Annotated in this window: 13 protein-coding genes and 2 tRNA genes; 10 read left to right on the top strand and 5 right to left on the bottom strand. The window is 68.4% G+C overall.

The genetic code is table 11. From position 1 onward, the window contains the following. Window positions 1-21 precede the first annotated feature (21 nt). From BM417_RS25200 to BM417_RS48710, 3 genes are read left to right on the top strand one after another with little or no spacing between them, the layout of a single operon-like run. Window positions 22-222: a hypothetical protein gene (locus BM417_RS25200; RefSeq protein ID WP_093599065.1), complete on the top strand. Its 201-nt coding sequence runs from the start codon at window positions 22-24 to the stop codon at window positions 220-222. A 53-nt stretch (window positions 223-275) separates the two neighbouring features. Continuing rightward, on the top strand, window positions 276-1,778 hold the full coding sequence (locus BM417_RS25195; RefSeq protein ID WP_177320590.1) for an AMP-binding protein: 1,503 nt from the start codon (window positions 276-278) through the stop codon (window positions 1,776-1,778). Window positions 1,779-1,807: 29 nt separating this feature from the next. Beyond that, the gene (locus BM417_RS48710) at window positions 1,808-3,118 is read left to right on the top strand and encodes a LuxR family transcriptional regulator (protein WP_218164552.1); all 1,311 of its coding nucleotides are present in this window, start codon (window positions 1,808-1,810) and stop codon (window positions 3,116-3,118) included. A 234-nt stretch (window positions 3,119-3,352) separates the two neighbouring features. Here BM417_RS48710 and BM417_RS25185 read toward each other — a convergent pair whose 3' ends face one another. After that, window positions 3,353-4,591: a helix-turn-helix domain-containing protein gene (locus tag BM417_RS25185; RefSeq protein ID WP_177320589.1), complete on the bottom strand. Its 1,239-nt coding sequence runs from the start codon at window positions 4,589-4,591 to the stop codon at window positions 3,353-3,355. 287 nt (window positions 4,592-4,878) lie between these two features. Between BM417_RS25185 and BM417_RS25180 the strand changes: the two genes are divergently transcribed. Continuing rightward, complete coding sequence (locus BM417_RS25180; RefSeq protein WP_407656173.1) at window positions 4,879-5,361, top strand: PH domain-containing protein; 483 nt, start codon at window positions 4,879-4,881, stop codon at window positions 5,359-5,361. Beyond that, window positions 5,358-6,908 (top strand): PH domain-containing protein, encoded by a 1,551-nt coding sequence (locus BM417_RS25175; RefSeq protein ID WP_245822148.1) that lies wholly within the window; start codon window positions 5,358-5,360, stop codon window positions 6,906-6,908. The genes BM417_RS25180 and BM417_RS25175 overlap by 4 nt, the downstream gene beginning before the upstream one ends. Here BM417_RS25175 and BM417_RS25170 read toward each other — a convergent pair. Next, window positions 6,887-7,822: a GlxA family transcriptional regulator gene (locus BM417_RS25170; protein WP_093599059.1), complete on the bottom strand. Its 936-nt coding sequence runs from the start codon at window positions 7,820-7,822 to the stop codon at window positions 6,887-6,889. The two genes, BM417_RS25175 and BM417_RS25170, sit on opposite strands and share 22 nt — an antisense overlap. A 71-nt stretch (window positions 7,823-7,893) precedes the next feature. Between BM417_RS25170 and BM417_RS25165 the strand changes: the two genes are divergently transcribed. Continuing rightward, complete coding sequence (locus BM417_RS25165) at window positions 7,894-9,159, top strand: MFS transporter (RefSeq protein WP_245822147.1); 1,266 nt, start codon at window positions 7,894-7,896, stop codon at window positions 9,157-9,159. On the opposite strand, the gene BM417_RS25160 is transcribed toward BM417_RS25165, so the two are convergent. Then, entirely contained in the window at window positions 9,091-10,611 is a 1,521-nt protein-coding gene (locus tag BM417_RS25160; protein WP_093599056.1) for a helicase HerA-like domain-containing protein, read from the bottom strand. The genes BM417_RS25165 and BM417_RS25160 overlap by 69 nt on opposite strands. A gap of 72 nt (window positions 10,612-10,683) precedes the next feature. Between BM417_RS25160 and orn the strand changes: the two genes are divergently transcribed. The 3 genes from orn (at window position 10,684) to BM417_RS25145 (ending at window position 13,180) form a co-directional block, all read left to right on the top strand. Then, window positions 10,684-11,289 (top strand): oligoribonuclease, encoded by a 606-nt coding sequence (orn, locus tag BM417_RS25155; protein ID WP_093599053.1) that lies wholly within the window; start codon window positions 10,684-10,686, stop codon window positions 11,287-11,289. Between the two features lie 65 nt (window positions 11,290-11,354). Further along, a tRNA-His gene (locus BM417_RS25150) sits at window positions 11,355-11,427 on the top strand. Window positions 11,428-11,554: 127 nt separating this feature from the next. Beyond that, window positions 11,555-13,180 (top strand): ABC-F family ATP-binding cassette domain-containing protein, encoded by a 1,626-nt coding sequence (locus BM417_RS25145; protein ID WP_093599050.1) that lies wholly within the window; start codon window positions 11,555-11,557, stop codon window positions 13,178-13,180. Window positions 13,181-13,184: 4 nt separating this feature from the next. Here BM417_RS25145 and BM417_RS25140 read toward each other — a convergent pair whose 3' ends face one another. Next, complete coding sequence (locus BM417_RS25140; protein ID WP_245822146.1) at window positions 13,185-14,318, bottom strand: L,D-transpeptidase; 1,134 nt, start codon at window positions 14,316-14,318, stop codon at window positions 13,185-13,187. Between the two features lie 284 nt (window positions 14,319-14,602). Here BM417_RS25140 and BM417_RS25135 point away from each other — a divergent pair. Then, window positions 14,603-14,676 (top strand) — tRNA-Lys (locus BM417_RS25135). A 260-nt stretch (window positions 14,677-14,936) separates the two neighbouring features. Here BM417_RS25135 and BM417_RS25130 read toward each other — a convergent pair. Beyond that, window positions 14,937-15,560, bottom strand: coding sequence for a protein DA1 (locus BM417_RS25130; protein WP_218164551.1), 624 nt, complete (start codon window positions 15,558-15,560; stop codon window positions 14,937-14,939). Window positions 15,561-15,574 lie beyond the last annotated feature (14 nt).

Here is a 15,574-nt window from a genome sequence, read left to right as displayed (position 1 = left end):
GTGAGCTGGAGGAAGAAACCCGTGGGAGCCCAAGAGGAGTGGCAGGTGAGCTGCCGCGACATCGCTTCGCGCCGACGGGACATGACGGTGTTCGTCAGCCAGGGACACATCGTGATCACCGTGCCGCCGGGCGAGGCCGCCGTGCTGACTCCGCTGGAGGTCGGCCGACTGCGGGCGGCGTTGCGCGACGCGGTCGTGAGCGCGTCCAACACTGATATGTGACCGCCGTCACACCGTTATCTACTCGCTAGTAGGTAGATGGCAGAGTGGGTCTCATGGTGACCCGCGTGCTGCTGACCCTGGTCAAAGCCGGAGTGATCCGGCCGTTGGGCCCGCGTGGGCTCGCCGGCACCGTGCGCGGGTATCTGCAATGGGACATCACGCTGGCGTGGGGCTTCCAGACGGGCGCGGGACGACACCCGGACCGTGCGGCGATCATCGACGACGACGGCGAGCTCACGTACGCGGAAGTGAACGAGCGCACCAGCCGGCTCGCGCATGCCTTCCGCCCCAAGGAACGCGTCGGCCTGCTGTGCCGCAACGGCCGCGCCTTCATCGAGACGATGACCGCGTGCACGAAGATCGGCGCGGACGCCGTGCTGCTCAACACCGGCCTGAGCACAGGACAACTGGCCCAGGTCGCGCAGGACCAGAAGATCGGCAGGATCGTCGCCGACCGCGAGTTCGCCGACGCCCTGCCCGCGGACATCCCGGTGTTCTTCACCGACGAGCTCGAGTCGCTGATCACCAACGGGCCCACGACCTCGTTGCCCCGCAGGCCTCCGCGCGGCCGGCTGATCATCCTCACCTCCGGCACCACCGGCACACCGAAGGGCGCGCGCAGGCCGGAGCCTGCGAGCCTCGCCCCGGCCGCCGCGCTGCTGTCGCGGATCCCCCTCAAGCACGGCGACGTCATCTCCATCACCTCCCCGCTCTTCCACGCGTGGGGCCTCGCCGCGTTCCAGCTCGGGCTCGTGCTCGGCGCCACCCTGGTGCTGCGCCGCAGGTTCGACCCGGCGCAGGCGTTGAAGGACGCCGACAGGTGCACCGCGATGTTCGTGGTTCCCGTGATGCTGCAACGCATGCTGGAGAACTCACACCGGCCGAACCTGCGGATCATCGCCTCCAGCGGCTCCGCCCTGCCGCCCCGCGTCGCCGCCCGCACGCTCCAGGAGTTCGGCCCGGTGCTCTACAACCTCTACGGCTCAACGGAAGTGAGCTGGGCGAGCATCGCGACGCCGGAGGAGATGCTGCGCGAACCCGGCACGGCGGGCAAGCCACCGCTCGGCACCAGACTGGCCATTGTGGACGATCAGGGCAAACCCGTGACGCCGGGCGAGACCGGGCGCATCTTCGTCGGCAACGAGATGCTGTTCGACGGCTACACCAACGGCACCAGCAAGGAGTCGCTGGACGGCCTGATGTCGACCGGCGATCTCGGCTATCTCAAGGACGGCTTGCTGTTCGTGGCCGGCCGCGACGACGAGATGATCGTGTCAGGTGGTGAAAACGTTTACCCGCACGACGTCGAGGAGCTGCTTTCGACCCTGGACGGCGTCACGGAGGTCGCGGTGCTAGGCGTGCCGGACGAGGAGTGGGGCCAGCGCCTGGCGGCGTTCGTTGTCGGCGCAAAAACCCTGACGGCCGAACACATACGTGAACACGTGAAGGCGAATCTGGCGCGATACTCCGTTCCCCGGGATGTTTTCTTCGTCAACGAGTTGCCGCGCAACGCAGCCGGAAAAGTGTTGAAACGTCAATTGCGCGATCACCACTAGAGTCAGCCTCCGAATGAGGGGGCTTCACCATGACGGTTCCCGGCAGGACCGCGGATCCGCGTTCCAACGCCGTGCACAACCTGCGCGAGGCACGTATCGCCCTGGACGAGGGCAGGCCGGGCGAGGCGTTGGAGTACGCGGAGAAGGCGGTGGCCGCGTTCGCGTGGCTGGACGACGTCGAGGGCGTGGCGGAGGGCGTGCTGGCGCAGTCGGTGGCGCTCGGCAAGCGGGGGCTGTGGCCCAGCGCGCTCGACACGATCGACAAGGTGCAGGAGATCGCGGCGGCGAACCGCCACATCGGACTCCAGGCGCGGTGCAGCTTTTCCCGTGCCGTGGTGGAACTGCGGCTCGACTCGCGGGAGCGGAGCTTCAACTCCTTCGCCCGCGCGCTGGGTCTCGCGGAGCTCACCGGCGACAACGAGCTGATCGGCTCAGTGCTGTTCGAACAGGCACGGGTGATGCGCATGCAGTACCACGAGCACTGCATGATCCGCACCGAGGAGAACCGCTGCAGCCTCGACGGAGAGCCGTGCGTGCGCAAGATCCGCCGTGCGGAAGCGTTGTGCGCTCAGGTCCGCGACCGCTGGAAGACGCTCGGCGACCCGGTGCGGATGGCGATGGTCAACGTCCTGCTGACACACGTGCGCATCGATCTGGGTGAACTTGACCGTGCGCACCGCAGCTGGCAGCGCGCTGACCAGTTGCTTGCCGGAAGGAACCGCCCGGTGGCGCGGGCGGAGGCGTTGATGGCGCGGGCACGCCTGAGTGGAGCGCGGGCGCGCTACCCCGAGCAGATCGCCCAGCTCACCCAGGCCGCCGAACTCGCGATGAGCTGCCTGGCACGGGAAGTAGCGGTGCACGCGCACCAGCAGCTGAGCGAGGCGCACGAACGGGCCGGCGATCTGGAACGGGCGTTGCGGCACGCGCGGCTGCAACTGGAGCAATATCGGTTGTGGGAACTGCAAGAGGGCCGCGATCTTCTGCGGATGCGCGAGCACGACCTGTCGTCACGACTCGTGGAACAGTTGGCGCACAGGCGTTTCGAGCCCAAGCGCGAGGACACCGTGGTGCGCCTCCCGCACACCGGCGAGCTCCACGAAACCGGTACCGCGGAACACACGAACACCCGGATCGCCCGCGCTCTGCGAGCGGGACTCACCAAACGCGGCATCGAGGTGCTGCGGCTCGTGGCCGCCGGGGCGAGCACGGCGATGATCGCGGACTCGCTCGGCCTGTCCCCCAAGACCGTGCAGAACCACCTCCAGCGCATCTACACGACGCTTGACGTCAACGGCCGCGCCGGTGCCATCGTCTGGTGGATGAACCTCACCACCAGCTAGTCATTCTCTGTCAAGTCGTTGACTACTGGTCCGACCGGACAGGCGGGCCATCGCCCGTTCGGTCGCTTGTCGATGACCGGGAACTGCCGCTTCCCGGGTGTTTTACCCACCTTCACGCGGTGCAATTGGGTGATGTGATGGGTAACTGGTCTGTGTCATGCTCCGTTAACAAGGTGTCCAGTTAATGAGCGAGGGGCGGTCATGACCAGGCAACGCCGCCTAGCGCCCCCGGCACTAGTGCTTGCGCAAAGCGATGCGTGCCACGTCTCGCCACAGCAGCGGGTCGACGCCTTCGGGGTTGATGTGTTCCAGCAGCGCGGCGAGTGCCGTGCGCGCGTCCGCGCCGCCGTCCGCGTCGACCTCGTCCGCCGCCCGCACGAGCAGCAGGTGGCACCGCAGCTGTTGCTCGGCGTCGAGCTGTCCGGTGGCGAGCGCGACCTCCGCGAGCTCGCGTGCCCGGTCGACCTCGCCGTCGCGCAACGCCAGTTCCGCCCGCAACGCGCGAGCGTGCGCGAGCAGGTTCTCCTGGCGGCGCATGGCCGCGACCGTCGTTTCCACCTTGTCCAGCAACGCCACCACGTCGTCGAGGTTCGCTCCCGGCGTGCGCAGCGTGATGGACGCTCCGGCCAGGCGGACGCGGCAGCGGTACTCGGGATCGCCGTCGAAGTCGTCCAGCATCGCGACGGCCTCGCGGATGCAGTGCGCGGCCTCCATGCGGTCCCCCAGGCGATCCGCGACCTTGGCGCGCACCCACCACGTGGAGATCGCGAGCCGGTCGCGGCCGAGTTCGGGCAGCCGCGCGGAAAGCTGGTCCACGACCTGTTCGGCATCCGCCAGGCGGCCGGCCGCGGTGAGTTCCGCGCACAACGAGATGAGCGCGCGCGTGTGAACGCGACGCACCCGTTCGCCGTCACCGCTCGCCAGCTCGACGGCCTCGGTCGCGGCCTTCACGGATTCGGCCGTCCGGCCGAGGCGCCGCAACGAGGATGCGCGCAGGATCTCCACGAGCGCGTCCACCGCCGGACCGGGAGACCACGACTTGCGCAACTTCGCCCCCGCCAGCAGCAGACCCTCGTGGTCTCGCTGCCGCGCGAGCATCACCAGGCGCGTCCAGCGCACGCACCAGCCGAACATCTCCTCGTCGGACCGCTTTCCCAGCGTTTCCAGCAGATCGACGGCCATCACGAGGTCACCGTCGTGGTACGCGAGCAGCGCCTCGCACCACGCCAGGGCCTCGTCCTGCATCGCGGTGCGGTCCTCGTCGACCATCAGCTCGGACGGGTCGACGCCGAGCACCTCGGCGAGTCTGCGGACGACGGTGGGCGACGGCACCCGTTCGCCGGACTCCAGCCGGGACACGTAGCTCATCGAGACGCCGGGGCACGCGAGGTCCTTTTGCGACAAACCGCGTTGCAGCCGGACCGCCCGCAACCGCGCACCGAACCTCGTCAACGACTTCCTGCCCTCATCCACGGCCGCCACCTAACGAAGGAGCCCCTTAATGAAGTTGAACACTATCGCTCGAACCGCCGCGGCCGTGATCCTCAGTTTGGGGGCGCTGCTGGCGATGTCGGGCGCGGCCTCGGCTGACGAACCCGGAGCGATCTTCACTCCCCCGTACTGCGCCCGGCCCTGATCGGATCGTCTGAGCCGGGGTGGTCCCGCCTCCCTCGCAAGCAGGACCACCCCGGCACCGACACACCAATTGACGCACCTGGCCACACCACCAGGTACGGGTGAGGCACCCTTGTGGGGTGACTCTGCAACTGCGCACGCCTCGTCACCAGGTGAGCCCGAAGTCGGTCCTGCTGTGGACGATGCAGGCCGCCGTCTTCTGGCTCGTGCTCTTCGTGCCCCAGCTGATCGTGTTCCTGCTGGTGAGCAACCCGCCCACGTGGGAGCTGGTGCTCATGATCGCCACGCTGGTCGTCGGAATCGTGCACACCGCGGTCGAACCGAGCTGGCGCTATCGCGTGCACCGCTGGGAGACCACGCCGGACGCCGTCTACACCCTCTCCGGCTGGCTGAACCAGGAGTGGAGAGTCGCGCCGGTGTCGCGGATCCAGACGATCGACACGAAGCGCGGGCCGTTCCAGCAGTTGCTCGGCCTGTCGACCGTCACGGTGACGACGGCGTCGGCCGCCGGTCCCGTGGAGATCGAGGGCCTCGAGCACGAGGTCGCGCAGAGGCTCGTGGTGGAACTGACGAACACGACGCAGGCCACTCCTGGTGATGCCACGTGAACGCTGAGGTTCCCGCGGGACTGCCCGCCGCGCCGGAGTTCACCGAGCCGCTGCAGGAATGGCACCGCCTGCACGTGCGGATGCTGGTCGTGCGGCCGCTCAACGAGGGCATCGCGATGCTGGTGCCGATCCTCGTGCTGCTGTTCACCGGCAACGGCGAGAAGTGGCGGCTCATCGCCAGCGGCGCGACGGTCGCGGCGATCCTCGCGTTCAGCTATCTCATTTGGCGCACCACGAAATACCGCATCACCGACGACCAGGTCGAGCTGCACACGGGTCTGCTGACCCGCAAGCAGCTCGCGGTGCCGCGTGATCGCATCAGGACGGTCGACCTCACCTCCAAGCCGGGCCACCGGATCTTCGGGCTGTCCGCGGTCCGGATCGGTACCGGGCAGCAGGACGTCCCCGGCACGGACGGCCTCACGCTCGACGCGGTGACGCAGCAGGAGGCCGAACGGCTGCGGTTGTTGTTGCTGCGGAAGGGAGTCGCGACCCGCCCGGCGCAGACCGCGGAGGGCGTGGACGCGGAACCGGTTCCGGCGCCCGAATCCGAGGTCATCTCACAGCTCGACCTGAAGTGGCTGAAGTTCGCGCCGCTGTCGTTGTCGGGCCTCGTCGCGATCGGCGCGGTGTTCGGCGTGCTGTCCAACTACGCCGACGACCTCGGCCTGCACCCGGTGCAGGACCTGTGGGAGTGGCTGTTCGAGAACCCCAGTCTCGCGCTCTTCGCCGGGTTCCTGATCGTGCTGGCCGTCGTCGGGCTGATCCTGTCGATCCCGCTCTACATCCTTCAGTTCTGGAACTACAAGCTGACCCGTGAGCCGGACGGAACCCTGCGCGTGCAACGGGGTCTGCTCACCACCCGCTCGGTCTCGGTGGAGGAGCAACGCCTTCGCGGCGTCGACATCCAGGAGCCGCTGCTGGTGCGCGCCGGCAAGGGCGCGAAGCTCGCCGCCGTGACGACGGGCCTCGGCTCGAAGGGCGAGAGCAACCTGCTGCTGCCGCCCGCGCCGCTGTCGGTGGCGCACGAGGTGTCGCGGGACGTGCTGAAGGTCGACAACGACCCGACGACTTTGACGCTGCGCAAGCACCCGTTCGCCGCGTTGCGCCGCAGCATGTTCCGGCACGTGATGCCGTGGGCCGTGATCGCGGTCGGCCTCGCGATCTTCGCGCCGTCGTGGGCGTGGCCGATCCCGGTGGCGATCATCCCGTTCGCCGCGCTGGTCGGCTGGGACAACTACCGCTCGCTCGGCAACGCCCTGGACGAGCGTTATCTGGTGACGCGCAACAACTCTCTCGTCCGCAGCACGGTCGCGTTGCAGCGCACCGGCATCATCGGGTGGCGCATCCACCGGTCGTTCTTCCAGCGCCGCAGCGGGTTGGTGACGATCGGCGCGACCACCGCGGCGGGCGCGGGCGTCTACCACGTCACGGACGTCGGTGAGGCCGACGGCCTGGCGCTGGCCGACGAGGCCGTGCCGGATCTGTTGCGCCCGTTCCTGATCAATGAGTCCTCTGTGGAGGATCAGGCCGAACGGAACGTCTGACGATACGCGCTCGGCGACACCCCGATCGACGCGGCGAGCTGCTGCCGCAACGCCGCTCCCGTCCCGAACCCGGCGTGGTTCGCGACCTGGTCGATCGGCAGGTCGGTGGACTCCAGCAGGTGCCGGGCGCGGTCGACGCGCTGCTGGGCGAGCCACTGGCCCGGTGACATGCCGGTCTCGGCGCGGAACCGGCGGGTGAACGTCCGCACGCTCATCCGCACCTGCGCGGCCATCGCGGCGAGGTCGAGCGGTTCTTGGAGGCGCTCCAAGGCCCACTCGCGGGCGAGCGCGGTCGAGGTGTCCGGGTAGCTCGGCACCGGCCGGTCGACGTACTGGGACTGGCCGCCCTGCCGCCACGCCGGGACGACGCAGTAGCGGGCGATCCAGTTCGCGACCTCGCTGCCGTGGTCGGACCTGATGACGTGCAGGCACAGGTCGATGCCCGCGGCGACACCCGCCGAGGTCAACACGTCGCCGTCGTCGATGAACAGCACGTCCGGGTTCAGGCGCACCTTCGGGTAGAGCGCGCGGAACTGGTCGGTGGTGCCCCAGTGCGTCGTCGCGGGCCTGCCGTCGAGCAGTCCCGCCGCGGCGAGCACGAACGCCCCGGTGCAGATCGACATGATCCGCCGCGCGTTCGTCGTCGTGAGCGCCTCCAGGACGGCGGGTTCGAGCCACCCCTCCCGTGCGGGCTTGTAGTGGGTGCCCGGCACGAGCACCGTGTCCGCGTCCTTGAGCACCTCCAGGCCGTGCTCCGGCGCGATGGTGAAGCCGCCGGTCGTGGGGATCGGGCGGCGGTCCGGCGAGCAGACGACGACCTCGTAGCGGTCCGCGAGCCGGGCGAACATGTGCGTGGAGCTGCCGATGTCGAAGGCGACCGACTGCTCGAGCGCGAGAACGGCGATCCGGTGCATGGCCTGATTCTTTCACATGTTGGCCATCGGGCCACTGGTCGCAGGATCCGCCATCACCGAACCTTGTCGGCGTGAGACTGCATTGGGCCTGGGTTGTCGCAGGTGTGTCCTTCATCGCCTTGGTGGGTGCCGCGTCGTTCCGCGCGGCGCCCAGCGCGTTGATCGAGCCGTTGCGGGCGGAGTTCGGCTGGACGACCGGCACGATCTCCCTCGCCATCTCGATCAACCTGTTGCTGTTCGGGTTGACCGCGCCGTTCGCGGCCGCGCTGATGGACAAGTTCGGCGTGCGGGTCGTCGTGACCTGCGCGTTGACGATGGTCGCGATCGGCAGCGGGCTGACGGTGTTCATGACCGCGTCGTGGCAGCTGGTCCTGCTCTGGGGTGTCGTGGTCGGACTCGGCACCGGCTCGATGGCGCTGGCGTTCGTCGCGACGATCACCGGACGCTGGTTCGTGAAGCACCGCGGCCTGGTCACGGGTGTGCTGACGGCGGGCGGCGCGGCCGGTCAGCTGGTGTTCCTGCCGACGGTGGCGTGGCTGTCCGAGAGCTACGGCTGGCGGGCCGCGTCGCTGATGATCTGCATCGCCGCGCTGGCCGTCGTGCCACTGGCGGCTTTCTTCCTGCGCGAGTACCCGCGTGACGTGGGCCTGCTGCCGCTCGGCGCGACCGAGGACACTCCCCCGCCGCCGTCCGGCGGTGCGGCCAAGCGTGCCCTGAGTGCGTTGACCTCGGCCGCGAAGACCCGGCCGTTCTGGTTGCTGGCCGGCGGGTTCGCGATCTGCGGCGCGTCCACGAACGGCCTGGTGGGCACGCACTTCATCCCCGCCGCGCACGACCACGGCATGCCGACGACGACCGCAGCCGGACTGCTGGCGCTGGTGGGCGTGTTCGACATCGTGGGCACGATCGCGTCCGGCTGGCTGACCGACCGCGTCGACTCGCGGCTGCTGCTGGCGGGCTACTACGCGTTGCGCGGCCTCTCGCTGATGCTGCTGCCCCAGCTGTTCGGCGAGTCGGCACACCCGTCGATGCTGGTGTTCATCATCTTCTACGGCCTGGACTGGGTCGCGACTGTGCCGCCGACCGTGGCGTTGTGCCGTCAGTACTTCGGCATGTCCGGGCCTGTGGTGTTCGGCTGGGTGTTCGCGTCGCACCAGCTCGGCGCGGCCGTCGCGGCCTCGGCGGCCGGGCTCACCCGCGACCACCTGGGCAGCTACGACCTGGCCTGGTACGTCGCGGGCGCCCTCTGCATCGGCGCGGCCGTGCTGTCAGCGTCGCTTGCGCGAAGTCCCGAACAGACCTCGCGTGATCTCGCGCGCCAGGGCGCTGCCGGCTGACCGCAGGAACGACTTCACGGCGCTGTTGCCCAGCACCTTCTCGACCATCCCCGGTTCCTCCTTCTCCTGACGAGGGGGTTCCGGGGCTTGCTGCTGCTGTTCTTCCTGCGGCGGCGCGACTTTCCGCATCAGCTGCTCGTAGGCCGACTCGCGGTCGATGGTCTCCGAATACTTGCCGTGTAGCTCTGACGCCTGGGAAGCCTGCTTGATCGCGTCGTTGCCGATGGTGTCCATCAAGGAGCGTGGAGCCCGCAGGCGAGTCCACGCGACCGGAGTCGGCGCGCCCTTCTCGCTCAGCACGGTGATGATCGCCTCACCGATGCCGAGCGACGTGAGGGCCTTCTCCAGGTCGTAGTGCGGCGTCGTCGGGTACGTCTTCACCGTGCGCGCCAACGCCTTCTGGTCATCCGGCGTGAACGCGCGCAGGGCGTGCTGGACGCGCGCGCCGAGCTGCGACAGCACGTCGTTCGGGATGTCGGTCGGCAGCTGCGTGCAGAAGAAGACGCCGATTCCCTTGGAGCGAATGAGCTTCACGGTCTGGGTGATCTGGTCGAGGAACGCCTTGGAGGCGTTGGAGAACAGCAGGTGCGCCTCGTCGAAGAAGAAGACGAGCTTGGGCTTCTCGACGTCGCCTTCCTCGGGCAGCGTCTCGAACAGCTCCGCCAGCAACCACATCAGGAACGTGGAGAACAACGCCGGGTTGCCCTGGAGCTCCGCGAGTTCCAGCAGGCTCACGACACCCTTGCCGTCGCGCTGCCGCATCAGGTCGGCCGGATCGAGCTCCGGTTCACCGAAGAACCTGTCGCCGCCCTGCGCCTCCAGGTTGACCAGGGCCCGCAGGATCACACCCGCCGTGGAACTGGAGACGCCGCCGATGCCTTTGAGATCGGCCTTGCCCTCGTCGCTGGTGAGGTGCTGGATGACACTGCGCAGATCCTTGGTGTCGAGCAACGGCAGGCCGCGGCTGTCGGCCCAGTGGAAGATCAGGCCGAGCGTCGACTCCTGGGTGTCGTTCAGGCCCAGCACCTTCGACAGCAGGATCGGCCCGAAGCTCGTGATCGTCGCCCGCAGCGGCACGCCGAGACCGCCGGTGCCGATCGACAGGAACTGCGTCGGGTACGACTGAGGCTGCCAGTCGTCGCCGGTGTCCTTGGCGCGGGCCGTGGTCCGGTCGCTGACGCCGCCCTGCTGCGACAGACCGGACAAGTCGCCCTTCACGTCCGCCATCAGCACGGGCACGCCGTTGTTGGACAGCTGTTCGGCGAGCAACTGGAGCGTCTTCGTCTTGCCGGTTCCCGTTGCGCCCGCGACGAGTCCGTGGCGGTTGACCATGGCCAACGGGATGCGAACGTGTGCGGTCGGCTCCACGGTGCCGTCGACCAGCACGGCGCCGAGTTCGATGGCCGCGCTCTCGGACGCGTACCCGGCAGCGATCTCAGCTTGAGCCGTCATGCACGAGGAGCGTAACCAGGTTGCTGCACGCCGCCACTCGAAGTTGAGCCCTCGCGCAGTAATGTTTCCGGCGTGATGGATCGTCTGGTGTGGATCGACTGCGAGATGACCGGACTCGACTTGGGCAAGGACGCTCTGATCGAGATCGCGGCACTGGTCACGGACGCCGAGCTCAACGTGCTCGGCGACGGCGTGGACATTGTGATCCACGCGGATGACGACGTGCTCGCCTCGATGCCGGACGTCGTCATGGAGATGCATGCCAAGTCGGGCCTGACCGAGGAGGTGCGCGCGTCCGCCGTCTCGATGGAGGAGGCCGAGGCCGCCGTGCTGGCCTACATCAAGGAGTGGGTCCCCGACCCGCGGACCGCTCCCCTGGCCGGCAACTCCATCGCCACCGACCGCGGCTTCATCGCCCGCGACATGCCCGCGCTGGACGCGCACCTGCACTACCGCATGGTCGACGTGTCGTCGATCAAGGAGCTGTGCCGGCGCTGGTACCCGCGCATCTACTACGCGCAGCCGGGCAAGGGCCTCGCGCACCGGGCGCTCGCCGACATCGTCGAGTCGATCCGGGAGCTCGCGTACTACCGGCGAACGGCGTTCGTGCCGCAGCCGGGTCCGTCGTCCGAGCAGGCCCAGGCCGTGGCCGCTGACCTGCTCAAGAACGCCGACTGACCCCCGATTTCAATATCGGTGGCGATCGTTGCTATGCTTTCCTCGCCGGTCAACGACTGGCAATGGTGGGTGTAGCTCAGCCGGTAGAGCACTGGGTTGTGATCCCAGGTGTCGCGGGTTCAAGTCCCGTCACTCACCCGGATAAGCCGGACTATGTTCGCGGAAAGCGCGAACATAGTCCGGCTTCGTTGTGTTTCCTGGGGGCCGAGCCTCCAGACCCCACGCCGGGGGCAAGCCCCCGGACCCCCAGCCATCGGAGCGCGCTGTGACCACCCTGGTTGCCAAGGATCTCGCCGCGGGTCACGGTGACCGCGTCCTGTTCTCCGGGCTGGACCTGGTGGTCGCTCCCGGCGACGTCATCGGGCTCGTCGGCGTGAACGGCGCCGGCAAGTCGACGTTGCTGCGGACGCTGGCCGGCCTGATCCCGCCCGAGCAGGGTCGCGTGTCGCTGAGCCCGCCGTCGGCCAACGTCGGGCACCTGTCGCAGGAACCCGAGCGCCGTGAAGGCGAGACCGTGCGGGACTTTCTGGCCCGGCGGACTGGTGTCGCGGACGCCCAAAGTGCCTTGGACGTGGCGACCGAGGCGTTGACCGCCGGCAACGACGAGGGCTACTCGGACGCGCTGGACCAGTGGCTCGCACTGGGCGGCGCCGACCTCGAGGAACGGTCCCTGGAGGTCATCGCCGACCTCGGGCTGACCGTGGGCCTCGACGCGTTGATGACCTCGCTGTCCGGCGGCCAGGCCGCACGCGCGGGCATGGCGTCGTTGCTGCTGAGCCGCTACGACATCTTCCTGCTCGACGAGCCGACCAACGACCTGGACCTCGACGGCCTGGAGCGGCTGGAGAAGTTCGTCACGGGCCTGCGCTCCGGAACCGTCGTGGTCTCGCACGACCGCGAGTTCCTGGCCCGCACGGTCACCAGCGTGCTGGAGCTCGACCTGCACCAGAACTCCGTGCGCCTGTACGGCGGCGGCTACGAGTCGTACCTCGACGAACGCGCACGGGCCCGTCAGCACGCCCGCGACGACTACGAGGAGTTCGCGGACACCAAGGCCTCGTTGGAGGCCCGTGCGCGCATGCAGCGGTCGTGGATGGAGAAAGGCGTGAAGAACGCCCGGCGCAAGGCGGGCGACAACGACAAGAACGCCCGCAAGTTCCGTGCCGACGCCACCGAGAAGCAGGCATCGAAGGCCCGCCAGACCGACCGCATGATCGAACGCCTGGACGTCGTCGAGGAGCCCCGCAAGGAGTGGGAGCTGCGGATGGAGATCGCCGCGGCCCCGCGGTCCGGCGCCGTCGTGGCGTCGTTGCGGGCGGCCGTGGTCGAACGGGGTGGCTTCCGGCTCGGCCCGGTGGACCTTCAGATCGACTGGGCGGACCGGGTCGCGATCACCGGCGCGAACGGCGCGGGCAAGTCGACGCTGCTGGCCGCGTTGCTGGGCCGGGTCGAGCTGACCTCGGGGTACGCGACCCTGGGCTCCGGCGTCGTGGTCGGCGAGGTGGACCAGGCACGCGGGCTGTTCCTGGGCGACCTGCCGCTGGTGGACGCGTTCGAGGAAGCGGTGCCGGAGATGAACCCGGCCGACGTGCGCACGTTGCTGGCGAAGTTCGGGCTGAAGGCGGTGCACGTGAAGCGTCCGGCGGCGTCGCTGTCACCGGGTGAGCGGACGCGGGCGGCGCTGGCGTTGCTGCAGGGCCGCGGGGTGAACCTGCTGGTGCTGGACGAGCCGACGAACCACCTCGACCTGGCCGCGATCGAGCAGCTGGAGTCGGCGCTGGAGAACTACCCCGGCACGTTGCTGCTGGTGACGCACGACCGGCGGATGCTGGAAGCGGTGCAGGTGAACCGTCACCTGGCCGTGTCGGGCGGCCAGGTGACGGTCTCCTAGATCCTTAGCGGTTGCCCTGGACCCACGTGGCCCACGGCACCTGCCAGTCGCCGAAGCCGTCCCACGACTCCAGCGCCGGGCCACCGGAGTTGGCGACGGTCACGATGTCGCCCTGCTTGCTGTTGTCGAACACCCACTTGGCGTTCTCCGGCGAGAGGTTGAGGCAGCCGTGACTGACGTTGCGTTTGCCCTGGTCGCCGATGGACCACGGCGCGCTGTGGAAGAAGATGCCGCTGTTGGACATGCGGTACGCCCAGTCGACCGGCGTCTTGTAGCCGCCGTTCTCCAGCGCGAGGCCGTACGTGGTCGAGTCCATGATCATGTGGTCGTGCTTCTCCATCAGCACGTACGTGCCGGTGGGCGTGGCGTCGGCCGGCTTGCCCATCGAGGTCGGCATGGTCTTGACGACCTGGCCGTTGACCTTGACGTTGACTTGGTGCGACTGACCGTCGGCCTCGTAGATGACCTCGTCACCCACGGTCGTGGTGATCGTGCGGTCTTCCTGGCCGTAGATGCCGTCACCGATGTGCTTGCCGTAGACCTTGATGTTCATCGTGATCTTGGTGCCCGACTTCCAGAACTTCTCCGGACGCCAGTGCACCTCCTTCTTGTTGAACCAGTAGAAGGCGCCCTCGACCTTGGGCTCGGTGGTGATCTCCAGCATCTTCTCGGCCGCGACCTTGTCGGCCACCGGCTCGTCGAAGTAGAAGGCCAGCGGCTGGCCGACACCGATCGTGGTGCCGTCCTGCGGGTTCGTCGACACGTACGTGAGCGTGCGCGGCTTCACCGTGGTGAAGGACGACTCCTTGGTCTGCGGCTTGCCGTCCTCGCCGGTCGCCGTGGCGGACAGCTTGTACGTCTTCGAGTACCCGAGCGGCTCGGTGTTCGTCCACTGCGTCGACTCGGGGTTCATCTTGCCCTCGACGGCCTTGCCTTCGGGGTTCGTCAGCTTGACGTCGGTCAGCTTCCCGTCCGCCGCGGTCGCGATGACCGGCAGACCGGGCGACACGTCCGCCGCGCCGTCGTTCAGCGCCAGTGTCAGCGTGACCGGCTTCGGCGGCGGAGGAGGAGCGCTCGACTCCCCGCCGGCGCCTCCGGTCCCGCTGTCGCCGCCCCCTGAACAGCCTGCGATCAGCATCACAGCGACGCCCGCTGCGACGACCCCACGACCGCGCCTGCCCCACATCCCCATCGACGTACTTCCGATCTGCTTGTCGCCACTCCCGAGACTGCCTGCACGAAGTCGTTTTGGCGTCCCCCGACTAGGTGACGACAGGGGGTGGGCCGAAGTTGCGCAAGTGGCCGGATCGTTACGTGCCGATACACCTCCAGACCAGTGCTGACCAGCCGATTGGGAACGCGTGGAGGCGCTGTGCTAACGTTCTTCCCGTCGGAACGAGCAAGACTCCGGCACACAAACAAGCGCCGCTAGCTCAGTTGGTTAGAGCAGCTGACTCTTAATCAGCGGGTCCGGGGTTCGAGTCCCTGGCGGCGTACTCCAGAGATGCAGGTCGAGATTCGTCTCGGCCTGCTTTTTTGCATTTTTCCGTACTCATTCTCCTGCTCCTCTTCAGTGCTGTGGATCATGGTTTGCGAGCCCGAGACATCCCTGGAAGTCAAGCGGCCGCTCGACGTGGTGGGCGTCGATCAGCCGTGTGTTGCGGACGTATCGGGCGTTGACCACGGTCCTGCGGCCGGACGCGATCGTGACCGGGCTGGTTCTTCGCCGAGCTCACCGACGATCGTCCGCGCGGTCTCACGGCAGGGTTCCCGAGGTGCACAGCGAGTGCAGAACCGGGTGAATTCCCTTGCGTACCACGGCTTCCCGCACTCGGCGATACCCCTCGCCGTACACCTGGTCCGGGTTGGTCCACATGGCCTCGCGCAGGGCGCCCGGGTAGGAACCAGGCTGGCGCTTCAGCCACGCCGAGGCGAAGACCTCGCAGGTGCCTTCGACGAGCACCGGGTCCGTGACGAGTGCTCCGCGCTGGATGAGCCAGGCGTGACCGATCTCGTGCGCGACGGTCGCCCCGAACCGCGCACGGGTGAGGCCCCGCACCACGTCGATGCCCGCGACGGTCGTCGAGTGCTGCCACGAGTGGGTCATGCCGACGACCGTGCTGTCTCCATCAGGAGGGAGGTCGTCGACCAGACGTACGCGAACGCGTTGGGGCAGAGTGATTCCGAGGGCCGCCATCTGGGCGCGAACGTGCTGGATGCGCGCGCGGGCCTGTTCCTGGGTGTCCACGGCGTCGGCCGCGCAGGTCGGGCAACGCAGACGGGGTGTCGCGGTCCAGCCCGCGCCGGGAGATCTCGGTCTGGTGCACGAGCCGCAGCGTGCGGGGACGCCGTGGGACGAGCACGTGATCTCGCCGTGCATGGAGATCTCATACC

Source organism: Lentzea waywayandensis (assembly GCF_900115955.1).
GTDB lineage: Bacteria > Actinomycetota > Actinomycetes > Mycobacteriales > Pseudonocardiaceae > Lentzea > Lentzea waywayandensis.
The sequence above is the reverse complement of the archived record's forward strand: the minus strand, read 5'-3'. Positions and strand labels throughout refer to the sequence as shown.